The following is a 19,549-nucleotide window of genomic DNA, read 5'->3' as shown; positions in this document are numbered from 1 at the left end:
CCCTTTCTCAGGATTGGGCGGGGGCGGCTTCGTGCCGTCCCCGTACCGCCATCGCGGCGAGCGACAGCCCCGCGCCGACGATGACGAACAGCGCGGGGAAGCCGCCGAGCACCGACATCATGCGGATGCCGTCGATGCCGCCGCCCGCGACGAGTACCAGCGCGACGAGCCCCACCGTGACTCCCCAGACTGCCTGAACCCAGAGCGGCGCTTCGGGCGCGTCGGGCGAGATGCCGCGCGTCGATAGCGCGCTCATCGCCGAGACGTTGGCGTCGGCGCCCGCGACATAGGAGAGGAAGATGGCGAACAGCACGATCGCCGCGACCCCCGGTCCGCCGCCCAAAGCGCTGAACAGGCGGAACAGCACCGGATCGGGGCCTTGCGCGGTCAGGATGGCATAGAGGCCGGCACCGCTTTGCTGGTCGAGCGCGATTGTTGCGCCCGCAATTGCGGTCATCCACACGGCGCCGAACAGCGACGGCAGGATGAGGTTGTAGAGGATGAAGGCGCGGACGCTGTAGCCGACCGCGAGGCGGCCGAGGAACAAGGCGGTCACGGGCGCCCAGGCGAACCAGTTGGCCCAGTTGAAGATCGTCCATTGCCGGTGCCAGCCGGTATCGACGTCGAGCCCCAGGTTGCGCGGCACAAAGGTCTGGAAATAGTCGGCGGTGCCGCGCAGCGAGAGGCCGAACATCTCTACCGTCGGCCCCGCGATCAGCACAAAGGCGATGATTGCGAAGAATAGCCAGGTGTTGAGAACCGAAAGCCCTGCGATACCCTTCTGGAGGCCCGTCGCCGCCGAAATCAGGAAGCTCGCGACGATGGTTGCTGCGATCGCCCAGCGTAGCGCCGTCCCGCCCTGAAAGCCGCCGATCCCTTCGATCCCGCCGGCGAGCGCGAGCAGACCGGCGCCGAGCGAAGCCGCCATCCCCGCTACGAGCGCATATAGGCAAATGATGTCGATGCCCGTCCCGACCGGGCCGTGCGCGCGCTGACCAAGGAGGGGGACGAACAGCGACGACAGGCTGAAGGGTTCGCGGCGGTTGTAATAGACGAGCGCAAGGGCGAGCCCGGCAACGGTGTAGATGGCATAGGGCGTCAGGGTCCAGTGCAGGAACATCGTCGACATGGCGAAGGTTGCCGCGGCGTCGCTGCCCGGTTCGAGTCCGAGCATCGCGGGCGGATCGTTGAGGTGAAACAGCGGCTCGGCGGCGCCCCAGAAGAGGATGCCGGTGGCGATCGTTGTGCAAAGCGTCACCGCGAACCAGCGCCAGCGCGTCAGTATCGGCTGCGCCTCTGTCCCGCCGATGATCCGCCCACCGAGCGGGGAGAGTGCGATCCCCGCGAGCAAGGCAAGAAAGCCGATTCCAGCCCAGGCAAAGAGTGGCGAGAAATGGAGCAGGATCCAGTCGTTGATCGCCGTTTCGACCGCGACGACCGCGTTCCCCTGCCACAGGCTGAGGGCAACGGCGGCGAGAAGCACGGCGAGCGGCGTGAAAAAGACCGGACGATTGAGAGGGTGCGTCGGCAAGGCTGGCAAATGATCGGCCAATCGGACATGGTGTGGACGACCAGCATGGCGGTTGCCCCGGACGAGGTCAATTCGCGGCCGGGAACGGGCCGGTTGCGCAAAGCGTTGGACCGGCAGAAGGATGGATTGAAGGAGATGCTTCGATGACCAGGACAATTTTGGCCGCCGCCGCTTTCGCGCTGGTCGCGTCGGGGCAGGCGATGGCCTTTCAGACGCCGGCCGCAACGGCGACCGCGCAAAAGCCCACCAAGGACGGTACGACCGCCGAAGAGCGCTCGAATACGGCGCGGCTCAACGCCGAACAGGCCGCGCGCGCCAAAGCCGACAACACGACCTATGCGCAGGAAGTATCGGCCGCGCAGCAGCAGGTCGCACACGACCAGCAGGTGTTTACCGAGGAAACCGCCGCCTATGAGGCGGAAAAGGCCCGTGTTGCCGCGATGTCCGCCGAAGAACGGATGAAATGGGAAGCCGATGTCGCCGCGTGCAAGGCGGGCGACACGACGCGTTGCGCTGCTCCGGCAACGCCGCCGCATTAAGGCGTCAATTCGCCGGTACGGCTGCCATTTCGTCGGTCGGTGCGTTTTCGCCCGCCCATGTAATGATCCGAGGGCCGTCGCTTGCCGCTGCCACCTGCGGCTCGGGGTCGGGAAAGCGTCCGCCGTAGCGATAATCGTCACGCATGTCATATGATGGCGACGCGTCGCCCTCGACCGTACCGAGTTCGCGGAATTCGTCGCTCATCCGGTCGTTGCGGCTTGCGCGCAGTCGCATCGCGACGCCATAGCTGTCCGCGCAATCGGGGCAGGGAGCAGCGTCTCCGCCTCGCGCGGTCAGTGCGCCGGGATTGGCGCTGAGGTGCGAATAGGATGCGGGCTCGCCCGGTCCGCGGCCCATTCGCGATCCCGCCGCCATGTCGCCAAGTGCAATCCCGCCGGCAGCGCCTGCGAGCGCCAGCAGCGACCAGCGCACCAGCCGCGCGCCTCTATGCCGACTCACGGCGAAAGATAATTTCTTCGCCACCAGTCAATCTGCTCACGTCTGTGCGCGCAGTGCAAGCCCCACGCCATGTTATTACCCACCGGCTGGCCGTTGGTCGACGGATGAACGCCTTTCGTCCGCAAATCGAGCCGCCGTTCGCGCCGATCGATCCAAAGGCGATTCTCATGACGTCTAGGGAGTATTACCCCCTTGCGGGATATCGGACGACGGTCTCCCCGGTCCGCCAACCGGTATCCCGCATCCTTTTGAAGAGAGGACTCCCCCATGGCGAAATTTTCTTTGTTGCTGGCCGCGCCGGTTGCGCTTGTCGGCTTTGCCGTCCCGGCTGCCGCCGAAGACAACGGCGACCGGCGGAGCGTTGTCGTGCGTTATGACGATTTGAACCTGTCGAGTGCCCAGGGCCGCGAACGGCTGAACACGCGGGTCAAATTCGCAGTGCAGACGGTGTGCGGCAGCCGGCCGCTTTACCGGCAGGGCCTGCGCGAGCGGGCGGTGGCGCTGCAATGCGAAGACAGCGCAATGGCCGATGCCGATGTGAAGCTGGCCGGGCTGTTCAATGGCGACGGAACGCGCCTCGCCGACCGCGGCCGGATCGTCATCAACGCTGCACCCTGACGGCTCGGCGATCCGCGACGAAAAAGAAAGGCCATGCCCCGGTAAGGGGCATGGCCGATTTTCGATTCAACCCTGCATGATCGATTTTACGTCATGCAGATAGGTGCGGCCGATGCGGTGCACGCCGCCTTCGCCCAGATCGACGCTCCATGCGCCGTCGCCATGATGCTTCAGCCCGACGATGCCTTCGCGGCGGATCATCTTCGACCGGTGGATGCGCATGAACTGGTCGGGATTCATCCGCGCTTCCAGCGATTTGATCGTCTGGTGGATCAGCCAGCTGCGCGCGCCGACGTGCAGGCGCATATAGTCGCGTTCAGCTTCGATCAGGTCGACCTGGCCCGCGTCGATGCGCAGCATCTCGCCGCGGTTCTGGACCCAGAATTCGTTGATCCACTTGCTTTTCTGCGCGGGCGCACGCTCGGTCGCGCGCCATTCGCGTACGCGCGACAGCGCGCGCGCAAGGCGGTCGGGCGAGACGGGTTTGAGCAGATAGTCGACCGCCGCGACATCGAACGCGGCGACGGCATAGCGGTCGAAGGCGGTGACGAAGACGACCGCAGGCGGATTGTCGAGGCCCTCGATCGCCGCGGCGACCTCGAGGCCATTGAGATCGGGCATCGCGATGTCGCAGAGCACGAGGTCGGGCGCGAGCGCATCGACCATACGCAGCGCCGAGGCGCCATCACTGGCGGTGCCGACGAGCGAAACGCCGTCCTGTTGCCCGGTCAGGATCTGCAAGCGTTCGATCGCGAGCGGTTCGTCGTCGACGATCAGGGTGCGAAGTGTCTGGATCATCAGCAGGCCTCCCGTGCCAGCGGCAACCACAGCGACACGACAAAGCCGCCGTCGTCCGACTTGCCCCATTCGCATCCGGCGGAGGGACCGTAACGCGTCAGCAGGCGTTCGCGGACATTACCGAGTCCCAGCCCGGTTCCCGAAGCCGGAACGGGCGCCTTGGGGTCGATATCATTTTCGATGCGGAGCACCAGCAGGCCATATTCGGCGCTGGCGGACAGGCGGATCGCGATCTTCCCCTTGCTCGGCGCGACGCCATATTTGATCGCATTTTCGATGATCGGCTGCAGGATCAGCACCGGCACGCACGCGTTTTTCAGCTCGTCGGGCATCGTCACCGCGACCTGCAACCGGTCGGGAAAGCGCGTCTGTTCGATGTCGAGATAGAGCCGCTGGAGCGCGATTTCCTCGTCGAGGCTGACGAGCTGTTCGGGATCGACCGCGAGGCTGGAACGGAGGAAAGACGAGAGGTTCATGATCATCGTCTCGGCCTCGCTCTTCGACCCCTTGAGGACAAGCGTCGACAGCGAATTGAGCGTGTTGAACAGGAAGTGCGGATTGACCTGGTAATGCAGCGCGCGAAGCTGCGCATTCTTGGCTTCCATCCGGAAATGATTGGCGCGGCGTTCGACCGCGCGCATTTCGTTAGCATAGCCGAAGGCGACATAGAGTGCGGCCCACACGGCGAAGAAGAAATACCAGCGGATCGAGCTGTCGAGGATCAGCACCGTTTCCCACGCGCCGGGGTATTTGGCCTGCATCTCCTCGATGATCTTGGCGCCGTCGGACACGGGGAACCAGTAATAGAAGACGAGCAGGTTGACCGTCGCATAGACGACCACCAGCGGCACCGCTGCGCCCAGCGCCGCCGCGAGCCGTGCGCCGAAGCTTTGCGGCTGGGCGCGGCGGAGGAGCTGGTAGAGCACGAAGGTGCACAAGATACCCGCGATCACAACGACCGCGCGGCGGCCGGCAGAGGGCCATTGTTCGGGCGCGCCCGTGAGCATCGCGAGCCCCGTCGTGATCAGGAAATAGATCAGCCACATAGCGATGATCGACCCGATCGCGACGCGCGGATTGACGCGGGCGTCGGAGGCGCGCCAGTCGGGCGCCGCCGCGAGCATTTTTGCGCGCTGGTCGCGCAGCGCGTCTTTGCGGTTTGTCACATTCATTGACGTTGCCTTAGCGCCAAAAGCCGGCCGATGGCTAGCGTGCGCCGGGCCGCCAGTCGAAGCTCTGCGCGCCTTGGTCGAAAGCCGTATGCCGGTCAGGCCACCGGTTGCGGCAGCGCCCGGCGCCAGTTGCCGCGCCGATAGATCGCCCACGCCATCGCCAGCGAGGCGAGCGAGGACAGCGGGAAGCTCCACCAGAGGATGTCGCTGCCGACCGCCGGATAGCCGAAATAATAGATTCCAAGGCGGATCGGGAACATCGACAGGAACAGGATGACGAGCGGCGGGACGACCGAACCGTTGGCGCGCAAGGTGCTGATGAGCACGATCGTCGTGCCGAAGGGCAGGAAAGTCCAGGTCGCGATCAGCTGGATATTGCGCGACACCTCGATCGCGGGGCTTTCGCTGCCGAGGAAGAGCGCGAGTGCGGCGCGGTCGAAAACGAGGAGGAGGACGATCAGCACCCCCGTCATGACGAGGTTGATCGCGATGCCGCTGTTCGTCACTGACGCGACGCGATCCCAGCGTCCGGCGCCGATATTCTGCGCCGCCATCGAGCTGACCGCGGCGCCGACCGCGAGCGCGGGCATCTGGATATAGTTCCACAGCTGGAGCGTCGCGCCATAGGCGGCGGCGGTGACGAGGCCTTCGCGGTTGACGAGGCCGACCATGACAAGCCCGGCGCCCGAGATGACGAGCATCTGCGCGCCCATCGGCAGGCCGCGACCGATAATGAAGCGCAGCTCCGACCATTTGGGAAGCAGGTATGACAATTCATGCCCGCGGAGGCGCAGGACATGGTTCTTCGCATAGAACCAGCCGATCATGCCCGCGAGGCTGATCGTCCCCGCGAGCGCGGTCGCGAGCGCGCTGCCCGCGATACCGAGGCGCGGGAAGGGGCCGAGGCCGAGGATCAGGACGGGGTTGAACGCGATATCGAGTATGACCGCGAGGATCATGAAGCGCAGCGGGGTCATCGCGTCGCCTGCACCGCGCGAAGCCATCATCAGCGTGACCGACAGCATCGAAGCGGGCACCGCGAGAAAGGTGACGCGGAGATAATCGTGCGCGAGCGCAAAGGCCTCGGGCGGGGTTTCGAGCCAGCGCAAGATCTGGTCCGACGCGAACCAGCCGACGATCGCGATCACGACCGAGAAGATCAGCGCGAGGCCGATTACGCCTCCGGTCGCGCGGCGCGCGGCGTCGATGTCGCCGCGGCCTATCGACTGGCCGATAAGAACCGTCGCAGCCATGCCGAAGCCAAAGAAGGCGCCGAACATCAGGAACATGATGATGTTGGCATTGGCGGTCGCGGCGAGTGCGCTGTTGCCGAGGAATTGCCCGACCCAGATCGAGTTCACCGAACCCGACAAAGTCTGGAGGACGTTCGATGCGAGCGTCGGCAGCGCGAAGAGTATCAGCGTCTTGGTGATCGGCCCTTGCGTCAGGTCCATCCGCCCGCCGCCGCGCGCGGTCTGGCGCGGCGGGACGGGGCTGGCGGCCGGATCGGCCGCCGCCGCGACGGGCGTCGGGGTGACGGGACCATCCTCGCTCAACGCGAAGGACCGCCTTCGAGGTCGCCGGTGCACTGGAGTTCGGGTTCCGCTTTCGCCATGCGCTCGAATTCGCGCGTCTGTTTGGAGATGCCCGGGAAGAGGCGGTCAGGCGCTATATGATAGGATTGGATCAGCGTCAGTGCCCATCCATAGTGGCGCGCGCCGGCGGCGCAGCTATCGCTGCCGCCGTCGCCTTCGCCCCAGACGGTGCGCCAGCCCGCCGTGCCGTCGCGCGTCAGGATGATCTTGAAGCCACCGATCGCGCCATTGTCGCCTTCGGCATAGGCGATCGCGCGGGTCCCGTCGCGCCACACCCGGAGGTGGCGAAAGGTGAAGCGGAAATCGGGGTGCGTGCGCAACGTGTCGAGGATCGCGTTGCGCTCGGCGCTGCCGACGGCGGGGGTGTGCGGAGCGGCCTCGCTCGCAGCCAGCGGCGCCGCGAACAGCAGCGCCGTGGCCAAAAGCGGAGCCCGCGCGCCGCGCATCACCCCAGCCGCGCCAGTGCGGCGGTCAGACGATCGGCCTCAGCCTCCTTGGCGGCATGGTCGGCGCGCGCCTTCTCGACCGCTTCGGGCTTGGCGCGCTCGACGAAGGACGGATTGTTCAGGCGTCCGGCGAGGCCATCGCGTTCCTTGACCGCGGCGGCGAGCGCCTTGGTCAGGCGGTCGCGTTCGGCGGCGATGTCGATCACGCCTTCGAGCGGCACGGTGACCGTCTCGCCCTCGACGACGAGCTGCGCCGATGCGCCCGCGGGTGCGGGGTCGAAGCTGATGGCTTCGAGGCGCGCAAGGCGGTCGAGCTGCATCGCGAGCTTGTCGGTGCGGCCCTTGAGCGACGCCGGGAAATGCGCGGTCAGGCGCGCGCCCGGCGGCAGGCCGAGCTCGGCCTTGGCGGTGCGCAGTTCGCTGACCAGCTTGATCAGCCAGTCGATATCGGCGCTCGCCTCGGCATCGCGCGTGGCGTCTGGCGCCGGCCATTTCGCGGTGATCAGCGGATAATCGGCGCGGTCGCCGAGCCCGGTCCACAGCTCTTCGGTGATAAAGGGCATGAAGGGGTGGAGCATGACGAGGATCTGGTCGAGCACCCAGCCGGCGACGGCCTTGGTCTCGTCGTCGATCGCGCCCTTGATCAGTTCGAGATACCAGTCGCAGAAGCGGTCCCACGCGAAACTGTAGATCGCGTTCGCGGCCTCGTCGAAGCGATAGGCGGCGAAGGCGGTTTCCATCGCGGCGACGGTCGCGGCGACCTCGCCGATGATCCAGCGGTTGACCGGCAGCGTCGTGGCGGGCGCTTCGAAGCTGGTCGAGGCCGAAATGCCGTTGGCTTCGCAGAAGCGCGCGGCGTTCCAGAGCTTGGTCGCGAAATTGCGATAGCCCGCGAGGCGCGCGTCATCCATCTTGATGTCGCGGCCCTGGCTTTCCATCGCCGACATGAAGAAGCGCAGCGCGTCGGCGCCGTACTGGTCGATCAGACCGAGCGGATCGACGACATTGCCCTTCGACTTCGACATCTTCGCGCCATCGGGCGCGCGGACGAGGCCGTGGAGATAGAGCGTCTTCCACGGGACATCGCCCATGAACTCCATCCCCTGCATCGCCATGCGCGCATCCCAGAAGAAGAGGATGTCGAAGCCCGAGATGAGGACGTCGTTGGGGTAGTGGCGCTTCACGAGGTCGGTGTTTTCGGGCCAGCCGAGCGTCGCGAAGGGCCAGAGCGCCGAAGAGAACCAGGTGTCGAGGACGTCGGGATCGCGGCGGAGCGCGATTTCCAGATTGTCCGGATTCTCCCGAACCGCCTTGATAAAGTCCCGTGTTTCATTCTCGTCGCCGCTGAGTTCGACGATCTTGGAGCCGTTCGCATATTTGGGCTTGGCGGCATAATATTCGCGCGCCTGCGCGGCGGCTTCTTCGAAGCTGTTGGCGACGAACACCGGCTCGCGGCCGAGCTGGCCCTTGGCGGTAAGCAGATAGCTGAGTTCGCCGTCCTCCATAATTTCAGGGCCGTACCAGGCCGGGATGCGGTGTCCCCACCACAGCTGTCGCGACACGCACCAGGGCTGGATATTTTCCATCCAGTTGAAGAAGGTCTTTTCCCACGTCTTCGGGACGATATCGATGCGCCCGTCGCGTACCGCCTGAATCGGCGGCTGCGCCAGCGTTTCGGCATCGACATACCATTGGTCGGTCAGCCAGGGTTCGATCACCACGCCGCCGCGGTCGCCGAAGGGCGTCTGGATCGTGCGCGGCTCGGCGTCATGCTCATTGCCGTCCTTGTCGATGTGCGGAATGAGGAAGCCTTGTTCCTTCATCATCGAAACGACGAGTTCGCGCGCGCCGTCTTCGCCATTGCGGCGGAAGCGGTGCAGGCCGAGGAAATCGTCGGGGATCAGCCGGTCCGACACCTGCTGCACATTGGCGTCTTCGTCGAACATATTAAACATACGGCCGGGCTGGATGCCCGCGCGCTTGCCGACCTCGAAGTCGTTGAAATCATGCCCCGGGGTGATCTTCACCGCGCCCGACCCGAGTTCGGGATCGGCATGTTCGTCGGCAACGACCTTGAAACGGCGGCCGGTGATCGGCTGGAGAATGTCCTTGCTGATCACGCTCTTGTAACGCGCATCGTCGGGGTGCACCGCGACCGCCATATCGGCGAGCATCGTTTCAGGGCGCGTCGTCGCGACCTCGATATAATCGCGGCCGTCGTCGAGCGTCACGCCATCGGCGAGCGGATATTTGAAGTGCCAGAAGCCGCCCTGCAACTCGTGCGTCTCGACCTCGAGATCCGAGATCGCGGTCTTGAGTTTCGGGTCCCAGTTCACCAGCCGCTTGTCGCGGTATATCAGACCCTTTTTGTGCAGGTCGACGAACACCTTGACCACGGCTTGCGTGAAATGCGGGTCCATCGTGAACTGCTCGCGGCTCCAGTCCATCGAACAGCCGAGACGGCGAAGCTGGCCGGTGATCTGGCCGCCGCTTTCGGCCTTCCACTGCCAGACCTTGTCGATGAAGTCTTCGCGGCTGTAGTTGGTGCGCTTGTCCTGCCGCTCTTCCATCTGGCGCTCGACGACCATCTGCGTCGCGATCCCGGCATGGTCCATGCCGACGACCCACAGGGCGTCCTTGCCGCGCAGGCGTTCGTAACGGACGAGCACGTCCTGCAGCGTGTTATCGAGCGCGTGGCCGATGTGGAGCGCGCCGGTGACGTTCGGCGGCGGGTTGACGATCGTGAAGGGTGTCGCATCGGGACGCGCGGGGCGAAACAGCCCGCGGCTTTCCCATTCATGGGCCCATTTCGCCTCGATAGCGGCGGGATCGAACGTTTTTTCCATCGGCATAGCCGGGCGCCTTTGCCAGCCGGGGCGCGAGGCGGCAAGGGGGTGATCGCTTAAACGGTCCTCTCTTTCCCGCCATGCCGGGCTTGACCCGGCATCCCGCTGTGCTGCCGCGAAGGAAGAAGCGGGACCCCGGATCAAGTCCGGGGTGACGAAGAAAGAGGAATTGGGCCTATTTCTTCAAATGGCTGCCCAGCCAGTTGAACACCGTCTGGTGCCACTGGACGCTGTTCGCGCCCTTCAAAACCCAGTGATTTTCATCAGGGAACACGAGCAGTTCCGACGGAATATTGCGGCGCTGGAGCGCGGTGAAGGCGGCGAGGCCCTGACTGTAGGGAATGCGGAAATCCTTTTCGCTGGTGATGACCAGCATCGGGGTCTTCCACTTGGTCACATGGTTCACCGGGTTCCACTTTTCGGGGTCGGTACGTTCCCACCAGGGACCGCCATGATCCCATTCGTCGAACCACAATTCCTCGGTCTCGAACGCCATCGCGCGCAGGTCGAAGACGCCGTCATGCTGGACGAGGCATTTGAAGCCGTCGGTCCACTGGCCCGCGATCCAGTTCATCATATAGCCGCCGTAGGAGGCACCGAGCGCGCAGGCGTTATTGAGGTCGAGCTGCGCGTCCTGCTTGCCCGCCGCGGCGAGGCCGAGCTTGAGGTCTTCGAGCGGCTTGCCACCCCAATCCTTGTTGATGCTGTCGGTGAAGGCCTGACCGTAGCCGGTCGAGCCGTGGAAATCGACGGTGACGACGCCGTAACCCTGCTGCGCAAAGACGCGCGGGTTCCAGCGCGTCGACCAGCTGTTGCCGAAGCTGCCCTGCGGGCCGCCATGGACGATGAACGCCACCGGCAGCTTCTGTACCGGGCTGACGGGCTTGAGGATCATGCCCCACACCTTGTCGCCGTTCGCACCCGCAAACTGGATGCGCTCGAGCTCGACAGGATCGAACTCGGCGAGGCGCGCGGCGTTGACCGCGGTGATCTGCTTCACCTTGCCCTTCGCATCGCGGACGAACAGGTCGGTCGGCGCAAGTGCGCTGTTGCGCGAATAAAGAAGCGCGCCGCCGGGCAGCGGGGTGACGTCGCCGATATTGCCCTCGAAGGCTTCGGTCGTCGCTTTCAGCTTCTCGACCTTGCCCGTCGTCGCATCGACGCGGAACACCGGATGCTCGAGCGTGTCCTGCGCGGTGACGTAGAGCGATTTGCCGTCCGCTGCCCATGCGATCGAGCCGACCGAACGGTCCCACGCGTCGGTGAGCTTCTTCGTCTCGCCGCTTTCGAGGTTGCGGAGCATCAGCACCTGCCGGTCGGCTTCGTAGCCGGGGCGTGCCATGGCGGCATAGGCAAGCCATTTGCCGTCGGGCGAGGGGGTGGGCAGGGTGTCGGTGGCCTGATTGTCCTGCGTCAGGTTTGTCGGCATCATCCGGCTGTCGACCAGCCAGCTATAGATATCGAGATTGGTCGACATCGGTTCGTTGCGGTCGGCCTTGCGCAGCGTGAAAAAGACGGTGCGGCTGTCGGCGCCCCATGCGAGTTCCTCGCCGCCACCAAAGGGCTTCGACGGGCTGTCGCCGGTGAGGCCCGCGTCGACCGGGCGTGCGGCACTCGCCTTGCCATCGGCGAGGTTGAACACGAAGGGGCGGCTGTAAGTGCCGGGGGTTTCCCACTCGTCCCAATGGCGGACGAAGCCCGCGCCGTCCTTGTAAAGGCGGCCAGTGCCGGGCCCGGGGAGTGCGCCCTTGTCCTTCGCGTCGCAGCCGAAATCAGTGCATTCGCGTGCGATGTCGCCCCACGCGAGCAGCTTCGCCGCGTCGGGCGAAATCTTGAAGCCCGAGACATCGGCCTTGGTGTCGGTCACCTGCGTCGCGGCACCGCCCGCCTTGGGGTCGATGCGCCAGACCTGGCTTTTGCCCGAGGCGTTCGAGAGGAAATAGAGGATGCCGTCCTTGTCGAAGGCGGGGGCGGTTTCATTCTTTCCCGCGGTATCGGCGATGGCGACGGGCTTGGCGTCCTTTGCATTGCGGTCGACGAGCCAGAGGCCGGTCGAACGCTTGTACGTCTCGGCTTCGGTCTCGGTCATCTGGAACACGACCCAGCGTCCGTCGGGCGACGCGGTCGGCGCGGCCACGCGCTTCAGTGTCGCAAGATCGACCTCGGTCATCGGCCGGGCGAAAGCGGGGGTGGAGAGGGCGGCGGCGAGCGCGATCGCGCTGCAGAGGATGTGGTTTCGCATGAAAGCGGTTTAGCGATGCGGCGCGCGGGTTCAAGGACGAACCTTTTCCTGTTCCTGATCCTTCCTCCATCGGGTGGCGCGGCGATATTCTGGCTTGCGCAGGCGCAAATAAACCTCTCTGGCCCGGCGGCTCCGAAAATCGCATCGCGCCGATCGTGCAGCGAGAAGGTAATCGATGTTCCGCGCCCTGTTGAACCGCACCCGCCTGTTCGTCCCGCTGCTTGCGGGGGCGAGCCTGCGCGACCGCATGATTGCGAGTGTCGGGGCGGTGCTCGGGATCGGTTTTGTCGGCCTGTCGTGCGTGGCGCTGTTCCCCTCGTCGATCCCGTGGATCGTCGCGCCGATGGGCGCGTCGGCGGTGCTGCTGTTCGCGGTTCCGGCGAGTCCGCTCGCGCAGCCCTGGTCGATCGCCGGGGGCAATTTCGTCTCGGCGGTCGTCGGCGCGGTCGTCGCGCAGATCATTCCCGATCCGGCGATTGCCGCGGCGGTCGCGGTCTCGCTGGCGATCCTGACGATGTCGCTGCTGCGCTGCCTGCATCCGCCCGGCGGCGCCGCGGCGCTCAGCGCGGTGCTCGGCGGCTATGCACTGCTGTCCGAACATGTCGTCGAATTCCTGTTCGTCGTGCTCGTCAATTCGCTGCTGCTGGTGTCGATCGGCTGGCTGTTTCATCGCTTTTCGGGGCATAGCTATCCGCACCGCGCGCAGCCGGTCGACGGCAAGGCGTTGCCGCCCGCCCCGGCATCGGGGTTGTCGATGGAGGATATCGACAAGGCGCTCGACGATCTCGGCGAAACCTTCGACATCAGCCGCGAGGATCTGGCGCTGCTGCTCGAACGCGCCGAAGTGCACGCCGCGGCGCGGAGCGCCCGGCGGTAGGCGGCTATCGCACCAGCACGCCGCCCTTCATCACATGGTCGATCGTCTCGAGCGCGCCGATGTCGGCGAGCGGGTCGGTCTTGACCGCGACGAAATCGGCGTAGCGGCCGGGCACGATCGCGCCGACGTCGGTGCGGCCCATTTCCTCGGCGGCGCGCCCGGTGGCCGACTGGATCGCCTGCATCGGCGTCATCCCATATTTGACCATGTTGCGGAACTGCCGCGCGTTGAGGCCGTGCGGGTAGACCCCGGCGTCGGTCGCATAGCCGATGTTGACGCCCAGCTCGACGGCGCGGCGGAAGGCGGCGCGCTGCGCATCGGTCGTCTCACGGTTCTTGCGCAAATATTCCTCGGGCCAGCCCTCCTTCGTGCCGACCTCGTCGATATAGGTGCCGTTGTAGATATCCATCGCGAGCCAGGTGCCATGCTTTTTCGCGAGTTGCAGCGTCGCTTCGTCGGCAAGGCTCGCATGTTCGATGCTGTCGACCCCCGCGTTGATGGCGTTCTGGATCCCGATAGCGCCGTGCGCGTGTGCGGTAACCCTCTTGCCGCGGGCATGCGCGACCTTCACGATCGCGCGCAGCTGTTCGGGCGTGAGTTCGGGCGCGCCGGGTTCGGTGCCGATCGCGAGCACCGCGCCGGTCGCGATCGTCTTGATGAAGTCGGCGCCATGGTCGAGCAGGTAGGTCGTCCTTGCCGCCGCCTCTTCGGGCGTCGCCGCAACCCCGAGCCGCATGTCGGGCGGCAGCTGTTCGTTCGGGACGACGCCGTTGAGTTCGCCGCCGCCTTTCGGGATGGTGAGATAGGCACCTGCGACCCACATGCGCGGGCCGGGCACGTCGCCGCGCTCGATGGCATTGCGCAGCGTGACATCGGTCAGGCCGCGATAGGTGCCGACGTCGCGCACGCTGGTGAACCCGGCTTCGAGCGTCACGCGTGCGTTGCGCGCGCCGACGAGCGCGGTTTCGGCGGGGGAGGCCTTGATCGGCGCCGCGAGGTCGGCGCTCTGGCCGAGGTCGGCGAGGTGCGTGTGGAGATCGATCAGGCCGGGAAGCACAGTCAAGCCCGACCAGTCGACGACCGTCGCGCCATCGGGCGCCTTTCCGCAGGGGCCGACCGCCTTGATGCGCTCGGCCTCGATGGTGATGCACTGGCCGGTGCGGGCCTCGTTCGACACGCCGTCGATCAGCCGCCCGGTCTGGACATAGAGGGTTTCAGCGGATGCCGGCGCCGCGGCGAGCGCGGCTGCGAGCGCCGCGGTCAGCCCGCGCTGCCGAACGCGTCGCACTGGCGCGGATCCCCCGATTGCAGTCCGCGGCGCAGCCAGCTCATCCGCTGTTCGCTCGTCCCGTGGGTAAAGCTCTCGGGCACCGGCCGCTGCCCGGCCGAGCGCATCAGCGTATCGTCGCCGATCGCGTTGGCGGCGCGCATCGCTTCTTCCATGTCACCCGGTTCCATCACCGGCTGGCCGTCGCTGGTCTTCGCACGCGCCGCCCAGACGCCCGCATAGCAGTCCGCCTGAAGCTCCATGCGGACTTGCAGCGCATTGCCTTCGGCTTGCGAGGCGCGTTGTTGCGCCTGGCGGACCTGATTGGAAATGCCGCTGATCGTCTGGATGTGATGGCCGACTTCGTGCGCGATGACATAGGCCTGCGCCGCATCGCCCGCGGCGCCGAAACGCTGTTCGAGTTCGCGGAAAAAGCTGGTGTCGAGATAGACGCCCTGATCGGCGGGGCAATAGAAGGGCCCCATCGCGGCCTGCGCGGCGCCGCATTTTGATTCGTTTCGCTCGGTGAAGAAGTTGAGCCGGGGCTTCTGATAGCCGTTGATCAGCCCGCCCCACACCGTGTGTGTCGACCCGAACACATTGCAGGCAAAGCGTTCGGCTTCGGTGTCGCACGCGACGTTCGCGCCGCTGCGGCTGTCGGTCATCGGGTCGCTCGTTCCGCCGCCCATGCTCAGCATATTCGCGCCGGGGCCGAGAAGGAAAAATGCCGCCACGCCGATCAGCAGGATCGTGCCGCAACCCATCTTGCGACCGAGCAGCATCGGCAGGAACCCGATCAGCAGTCCGCCGAGGCCGCCGCCGCCTCCACCCCCGAAACCGCCGCCGCCGCGGCCAAGGTCGCGGATATCGTCGCCGGGATCATAATCGTCGAGGCGCATCGGGCTTCTCCACCGGTGAATGGTCGTTTCGCCGCGAGTGTTACAGCAGCGCCAAGCAATTGGAAGGGGCTTCGAATATAATCGAGCCATTGCAATGGCTCGTGCTGCGGTGCACAAATCCGCAGCGCCTCCAACGAAGGATTGCCGAGTCCATGCCCCGCCGCGCCGCCCGTGCCGCCCTTCCTTTGCCGGACCTTGTCGTGCTCGTTCTGCAGGGCGGCGGCGCGCTGGGGGCGTTTCAGGCGGGGGTGTATGAGGCGCTGATCGAGCTTGGCATCGAACTCGACTGGGTAGCGGGGATTTCGATCGGCGCGGTCAACGCCGCGATCATCGCCGGGAACGAGCGCGATCAGGCGGTAAGCAAGATGCGCGAATTCTGGGAGGGCGTGTCTTCGGCACTGCCGTCACTGCCGACCGCCGACAACGACTGGGCGCGCGAGTGGACGCATATGGCGGCGGCAGGGCAGGTGATGGCCTTTGGCGTGCCGGGCTTTTTTACCCCGCGCTTTCCGCCGCCGGCCTTCGCCGAACGGCAGACGCCCGAGGCGGTGAGCTTTTATGACACCGCGCCGCTGGTCCAGACGCTCGACCGGCTGGTCGACTGGGACCGGGTGAACAATGGCAAGGTGCGGCTGTCGGTTGGCGCGGTCGCGGTCGAGACGGGAAATTTTCGCTATTTCGATACGAAACTCGAAACGATCGACGCACGGCATATCCTCGCGTCGGGCGCGCTGCCGCCCGGCCTGCCGCCGGTCGAGATCGACGGCACATGGTATTGGGACGGCGGGCTCGTCTCGAACACCCCGCTCGAACATGTCGTCGAGGCGGCGAATGAGGATATGCTGGTGTTCCAGGTCGACCTGTTCCCCGCGCGGGGCGAGCGGCCGCACGACCTCGAGGAAGCCTGGTCGCGCGAGAAGGATATCCGCTTTTCGAGCCGCACGCGGCGCATTTCGGATGGGCTGGTGCGGCGGCGCAAGGAGCATCGGCTGATCGACCGGATGCTGCAGAAACTGCCTCCCGAATTCGCCGACCTGTCGGAGGTGAAGGCGGTGCGCAAGATGGTCGACTGCAAGGCGCTCAACGTCGTCCAGTTGATCCATGAACCGCCCAAATGGCAGACCGGCGCGCGCGATTTCGAATTTTCGCGCTCGACGATGGAGGTCAATTGGGCGCTCGGCCGCGATGCGGTCGAGGCCGCGATGAAGGACGGCCATCTGCTCGCCGACAGCATCGTCGAAGGGCGGTCGGACAGTTTCGCGGTGCAATCGAATGCATTGCGACCAAAGGCCGAACCTGACGTTTCCTGAATCTCCCCCACCGAAAGGATTATCTCATGCGCCTCACAGGAAAGACCGCCCTCGTTACTGGATCGACGTCGGGTATCGGGCTCGGCATTGCGAAAATACTCGCTGCCGAAGGCGCGAACATCATCATCAACGGCTTTGGCGAAGCCGACGCGATCGAGGCCGAGCGCAAGGGGCTGGAGGCAACCAGCGGCGGCAAGGCCGCCTATGATGGCGCCGACCTGACGAAACCCGAGCAGATCGAGGCTATGTTCCAGCGCGCCGACAAGGATTTCGGCGGCGTCGACATCCTCGTCAACAATGCCGGGATGCAGTTCGTGTCGCCGGTCGAGGATTTCCCGCCCGAGAAATGGGACATGATCATCGCGCTCAACCTGACCGCGGCCTTCCACACGATCCGCCACGCGGTTCCGGGGATGCGCAAGAAGAAATGGGGGCGGATTATCGCCACGGCGTCGGCGCATTCGCTCGTCGCCTCGCCGTTCAAGTCGGCCTATGTCACCGCCAAGCACGGGCTTGCCGGCCTGACCAAGACCGTGGCGCTCGAGGTCGCCGACGCCGGGATCACGGTCAATTGCATCAGCCCCGGCTATGTCTGGACGCCGCTCGTCGAGAACCAGATTCCCGACACGATGAAAGCGCGGAACATGACACGCGAGCAGGTGATCAACGACGTCCTGCTCGCCGGCCAGCCGACGAAGCAATTCGTGACGGTCGAGCAGGTCGCGGCGATCGCCTCCTTCCTGACACGCGACGAGGCGGCGAACATCACCGGCGCCAACCTCAGCGTCGACGGCGGCTGGACCGCAGCATAGGATGCTGCGGCCTTGAGCAATCTCCTTTGCTCTCCTAAGGTTAATGCAACCGGACCGGGGAGTGACGGAGAATGAGGGGTCGTACGAGTTTGATTTTTGCCCTGGCGCTGGGCCTGACGGCCGGCGCCTGCCGAACGGTGCCGCCCGTGCCGCCGTCGGCGGCCGATGCGCCGGCGGAGACCGGCACGTGGCGGGGCACCGCGACAGCGCAGGATCAGGCGCGGATTCGCGGCTGGTACAGCAGCTGGCAGACCGCGCTGGCCGATGCGCGGGCCAAAGGCTTTGGCGCCGATATCGATCGCGAAGGCGTGCTGCTGCAACCGACCGCGGCCTTGCCCAACCCGCACCTGCCCGCGGGCGATTACCGGTGCCGGACGATCAAGATCGGCGCGCAGGGGCGAGGCGGGCTGTCCTACGTCGCTTATGGCTGGTTCCGCTGCCGCGTCTCGGCCGAACAGGGCTTGTCGAGCCTGACCAAGATCACGGGGTCGCAGCGGCCCGTCGGGCTGATCTTTCCCGACAATCTGAAGCGGCAGGTCTTCCTCGGCACGCTCGAACTCGGCGACGAGAAGATGGCGGTCAATTACGGCAGCGACCGGATGCGCGACATGGCCGGGCTGGTCGAGCGGATCGGCGACAATCGCTGGCGGTTGGTGCTGCCCGCGCCGGCTTATGAATCCTTGCTCGACGTGATCGAACTCGTTCCGGCAGGCTAACAGAACAACAGGGGAATTATATGCGAATCTTGTTGACGAGCGCCGTGGCGCTGGCTCTCGCGGCGCCCGCCGCGGCACAGTCGCTGGGCGGCGAGGTGCAGAAGCAGATGCCCTCGCTGATGGCGATCTACAAGGATTTCCATGCCAATCCCGAACTCAGCTTCATGGAAGTGCGCTCGGCCGGCATCCTCGCGGCGGAGGCGCGCAAGCTGGGGTTCGAGGTGACCGAGAAGGTTGGCGGAACGGGTGTCGTCGCGGTGATGAAGAACGGGCCGGGTCCCGTCGTGCTGGTCCGTGCCGACATGGACGGCTTGCCGGTGACCGAACAGACGGGGCTGCCCGGCGCGTCGAAAGTGCGCGTCACCACGAAGGAAGGCGTCGAAACGGGCGTGATGCACGCGTGCGGCCACGACACGCACATGACCGCATGGATCGGCGTTGCGCGGTTGATGGTCGCGAACAAGGCCAAATGGTCGGGGACGCTGGTGATGATCGGCCAGCCCGCCGAAGAACGCGGCGCGGGCGCGCGGATGATGCTCGCCGACGGGCTCTATACGCGCTTTCCCAAGCCGGAATATGTGTTGGCCTTCCACGATGCGGCGCAGTTTCCCGCGGGCAAGATCGGCTACACGCCGGGCTATGCGCTTGCCAATGTGGACAGTGTCGACATTAGCGTGAAGGGGGTCGGGGGCCATGGTGCCTATCCTCAGACGACCAAGGACCCGATCGTGCTCGCAAGCCGCATCGTCGGTGCGCTGCAGACGCTCGTCTCGCGCGAGATCAGTCCGCTCGACAGCGCGGTCGTGACCGTCGGCAGCTTTCACGCGGGCGCGAAGCACAATATCATTTCGGACGAAGCCAAGCTGCAGCTTACCGTTCGCAGCTATAGCGACGAGGTCCGCGATCACCTGCTCGACGGCATCGCGCGCATCGCGAAGGGCGAGGCGATTGCCGCGGGGATGCCCGACGACAAGATGCCTGTCGTGACGGTGCAGAAGGACGAATATACCCCCGCGACTTTCAATACCCCGGAATTCACGGAGGAAATGGCGGCGTTCCTGAAAACGAGCTTTGGCAACGATCGTGTCGTCCAGATGCCGCCGGTGATGGGCGGCGAGGATTTCAGCCGCTTTGGCCGTGAGGACAAGAGCATCAAGAGCCTGATCGTCTGGGTCGGCGGCGTGCCGCAGGCCGAATATGACGCGGTGAAGAAGGAAGGGCGCACCTTGCCCAGCCTCCATTCGCCCTTCTGGGCGCCCGACGCGCCCGCGGTCATCTCGACCGCGACCGAGGCGCTGACGGCGATGACGATGCGGCTGATGGCAAGAAAATAGGCGCGCGCGAATCCCCGACGGGTGTCCAACGCGGCAGGCTGGCATGCTGTCGTTTCCCAAATAAATTGGGATGGACCTGTTCGCGAG

18 protein-coding genes are annotated in these 19,549 nt (G+C 65.6%); 8 read left to right on the top strand and 10 right to left on the bottom strand.

Annotation, left to right across the window (positions count from 1 at the left end; all coding sequences use genetic code 11):
- Positions 1–7: 7 nt before the first annotated feature.
- A complete protein-coding gene (locus VGN62_RS00900) occupies positions 8–1,531 on the bottom strand; it encodes a BCCT family transporter (RefSeq protein ID WP_327450241.1) in 1,524 nt (507 codons plus the stop codon).
- A 9-nt stretch (positions 1,532–1,540) separates the two neighbouring features.
- On the opposite strand from VGN62_RS00900, the gene VGN62_RS00895 reads away from it, so the two are divergent.
- Complete coding sequence (locus VGN62_RS00895; RefSeq protein WP_327450239.1) at positions 1,541–1,678, top strand: hypothetical protein; 138 nt, start codon at positions 1,541–1,543, stop codon at positions 1,676–1,678.
- Positions 1,675–2,070, top strand: a complete 396-nt coding sequence (locus VGN62_RS00890) for a hypothetical protein (RefSeq protein ID WP_327450237.1) — start codon at positions 1,675–1,677, stop codon at positions 2,068–2,070. The genes VGN62_RS00895 and VGN62_RS00890 overlap by 4 nt, the downstream gene beginning before the upstream one ends.
- A gap of 4 nt (positions 2,071–2,074) precedes the next feature.
- On the opposite strand, the gene VGN62_RS00885 is transcribed toward VGN62_RS00890, so the two are convergent.
- A complete protein-coding gene (locus VGN62_RS00885) occupies positions 2,075–2,530 on the bottom strand; it encodes a hypothetical protein (protein WP_327450235.1) in 456 nt (151 codons plus the stop codon).
- 267 nt (positions 2,531–2,797) lie between these two features.
- On the opposite strand from VGN62_RS00885, the gene VGN62_RS00880 reads away from it, so the two are divergent.
- A complete protein-coding gene (locus tag VGN62_RS00880) occupies positions 2,798–3,148 on the top strand; it encodes a UrcA family protein (RefSeq protein ID WP_327450233.1) in 351 nt (116 codons plus the stop codon).
- Between the two features lie 66 nt (positions 3,149–3,214).
- On the opposite strand, the gene VGN62_RS00875 is transcribed toward VGN62_RS00880, so the two are convergent.
- The 6 genes from VGN62_RS00875 to VGN62_RS00850 form a co-directional block, all read right to left on the bottom strand.
- A complete protein-coding gene (locus tag VGN62_RS00875) occupies positions 3,215–3,946 on the bottom strand; it encodes a response regulator transcription factor (RefSeq protein ID WP_327450231.1) in 732 nt (243 codons plus the stop codon).
- Positions 3,946–5,118 (bottom strand): sensor histidine kinase, encoded by a 1,173-nt coding sequence (locus VGN62_RS00870; RefSeq protein ID WP_327450229.1) that lies wholly within the window; start codon positions 5,116–5,118, stop codon positions 3,946–3,948. Before VGN62_RS00870 ends, VGN62_RS00875 begins: the two co-directional genes overlap by 1 nt.
- A 95-nt stretch (positions 5,119–5,213) precedes the next feature.
- Entirely contained in the window at positions 5,214–6,674 is a 1,461-nt protein-coding gene (locus VGN62_RS00865; RefSeq protein ID WP_327450227.1) for an MATE family efflux transporter, read from the bottom strand.
- Positions 6,671–7,135 (bottom strand): hypothetical protein, encoded by a 465-nt coding sequence (locus tag VGN62_RS00860; RefSeq protein WP_327450225.1) that lies wholly within the window; start codon positions 7,133–7,135, stop codon positions 6,671–6,673. Before VGN62_RS00860 ends, VGN62_RS00865 begins: the two co-directional genes overlap by 4 nt.
- Positions 7,136–7,158: 23 nt before the next feature.
- Positions 7,159–10,011 carry a valine--tRNA ligase gene (locus VGN62_RS00855; protein WP_327450223.1) on the bottom strand — a complete coding sequence of 951 codons (2,853 nt, stop codon included), beginning with the start codon at positions 10,009–10,011 and terminating at the stop codon, positions 7,159–7,161.
- A 169-nt stretch (positions 10,012–10,180) separates the two neighbouring features.
- Positions 10,181–12,247, bottom strand: a complete 2,067-nt coding sequence (locus tag VGN62_RS00850; protein ID WP_327450221.1) for a S9 family peptidase — start codon at positions 12,245–12,247, stop codon at positions 10,181–10,183.
- A gap of 175 nt (positions 12,248–12,422) precedes the next feature.
- Here VGN62_RS00850 and VGN62_RS00845 point away from each other — a divergent pair, with 175 nt between their 5' ends.
- Positions 12,423–13,124 carry an HPP family protein gene (locus VGN62_RS00845; protein WP_327450219.1) on the top strand — a complete coding sequence of 234 codons (702 nt, stop codon included), beginning with the start codon at positions 12,423–12,425 and terminating at the stop codon, positions 13,122–13,124.
- Between the two features lie 4 nt (positions 13,125–13,128).
- On the opposite strand, the gene VGN62_RS00840 is transcribed toward VGN62_RS00845, so the two are convergent.
- Together VGN62_RS00840 and ypfJ are read right to left on the bottom strand one after the other, a co-directional pair.
- Positions 13,129–14,412, bottom strand: a complete 1,284-nt coding sequence (locus tag VGN62_RS00840; RefSeq protein WP_327450217.1) for an amidohydrolase family protein — start codon at positions 14,410–14,412, stop codon at positions 13,129–13,131.
- The gene (gene ypfJ / locus VGN62_RS00835; protein ID WP_327450215.1) at positions 14,385–15,290 is read right to left on the bottom strand and encodes a KPN_02809 family neutral zinc metallopeptidase; all 906 of its coding nucleotides are present in this window, start codon (positions 15,288–15,290) and stop codon (positions 14,385–14,387) included. Before ypfJ ends, VGN62_RS00840 begins: the two co-directional genes overlap by 28 nt.
- A 152-nt stretch (positions 15,291–15,442) precedes the next feature.
- Here ypfJ and VGN62_RS00830 point away from each other — a divergent pair, with 152 nt between their 5' ends.
- The 4 genes from VGN62_RS00830 to VGN62_RS00815 all read left to right on the top strand — a co-directional run bounded on the left by VGN62_RS00830 (position 15,443) and on the right by VGN62_RS00815 (position 19,462).
- Positions 15,443–16,600: a patatin-like phospholipase family protein gene (locus VGN62_RS00830; protein ID WP_327450213.1), complete on the top strand. Its 1,158-nt coding sequence runs from the start codon at positions 15,443–15,445 to the stop codon at positions 16,598–16,600.
- Positions 16,601–16,626: 26 nt separating this feature from the next.
- Positions 16,627–17,412 (top strand): 3-hydroxybutyrate dehydrogenase, encoded by a 786-nt coding sequence (locus VGN62_RS00825; RefSeq protein WP_327450211.1) that lies wholly within the window; start codon positions 16,627–16,629, stop codon positions 17,410–17,412.
- Positions 17,413–17,501: 89 nt separating this feature from the next.
- Positions 17,502–18,128, top strand: coding sequence for a DUF4893 domain-containing protein (locus VGN62_RS00820; protein WP_327450209.1), 627 nt, complete (start codon positions 17,502–17,504; stop codon positions 18,126–18,128).
- Positions 18,129–18,148: 20 nt separating this feature from the next.
- On the top strand, positions 18,149–19,462 hold the full coding sequence (locus tag VGN62_RS00815; RefSeq protein WP_327450207.1) for an amidohydrolase: 1,314 nt from the start codon (positions 18,149–18,151) through the stop codon (positions 19,460–19,462).
- Positions 19,463–19,549 lie beyond the last annotated feature (87 nt).

Origin of the sequence: Sphingopyxis sp., from assembly GCF_035998905.1 — a bacterium.
Taxonomy (GTDB): Bacteria; Pseudomonadota; Alphaproteobacteria; order Sphingomonadales; family Sphingomonadaceae; genus Sphingopyxis.
Note: the sequence above shows the minus strand (reverse complement) of the source record. Positions and strands in the feature narration are given on the sequence as shown.

What these genes read in the sequence shown, in the direction of transcription:
- VGN62_RS00895 (WP_327450239.1), top strand. Translation starts at nt 1,541, where the DNA reads ATGATCGGCCAATCGGACATGGTGTGGACGACCAGCATGGCGGTTGCC.
- VGN62_RS00890 (WP_327450237.1), top strand. Translation starts at nt 1,675, where the DNA reads ATGACCAGGACAATTTTGGCCGCCGCCGCTTTCGCGCTGGTCGCGTCG.
- VGN62_RS00880 (WP_327450233.1), top strand. Translation starts at nt 2,798, where the DNA reads ATGGCGAAATTTTCTTTGTTGCTGGCCGCGCCGGTTGCGCTTGTCGGC.
- VGN62_RS00875 (WP_327450231.1), bottom strand. Translation starts at nt 3,946, where the DNA reads ATGATCCAGACACTTCGCACCCTGATCGTCGACGACGAACCGCTCGCG.
- VGN62_RS00870 (WP_327450229.1), bottom strand. Translation starts at nt 5,118, where the DNA reads ATGAATGTGACAAACCGCAAAGACGCGCTGCGCGACCAGCGCGCAAAA.
- VGN62_RS00855 (WP_327450223.1), bottom strand. Translation starts at nt 10,011, where the DNA reads ATGCCGATGGAAAAAACGTTCGATCCCGCCGCTATCGAGGCGAAATGG.
- VGN62_RS00850 (WP_327450221.1), bottom strand. Translation starts at nt 12,247, where the DNA reads ATGCGAAACCACATCCTCTGCAGCGCGATCGCGCTCGCCGCCGCCCTC.
- VGN62_RS00845 (WP_327450219.1), top strand. Translation starts at nt 12,423, where the DNA reads ATGTTCCGCGCCCTGTTGAACCGCACCCGCCTGTTCGTCCCGCTGCTT.
- ypfJ (WP_327450215.1), bottom strand. Translation starts at nt 15,290, where the DNA reads ATGCGCCTCGACGATTATGATCCCGGCGACGATATCCGCGACCTTGGC.
- VGN62_RS00830 (WP_327450213.1), top strand. Translation starts at nt 15,443, where the DNA reads ATGCCCCGCCGCGCCGCCCGTGCCGCCCTTCCTTTGCCGGACCTTGTC.
- VGN62_RS00825 (WP_327450211.1), top strand. Translation starts at nt 16,627, where the DNA reads ATGCGCCTCACAGGAAAGACCGCCCTCGTTACTGGATCGACGTCGGGT.
- VGN62_RS00815 (WP_327450207.1), top strand. Translation starts at nt 18,149, where the DNA reads ATGCGAATCTTGTTGACGAGCGCCGTGGCGCTGGCTCTCGCGGCGCCC.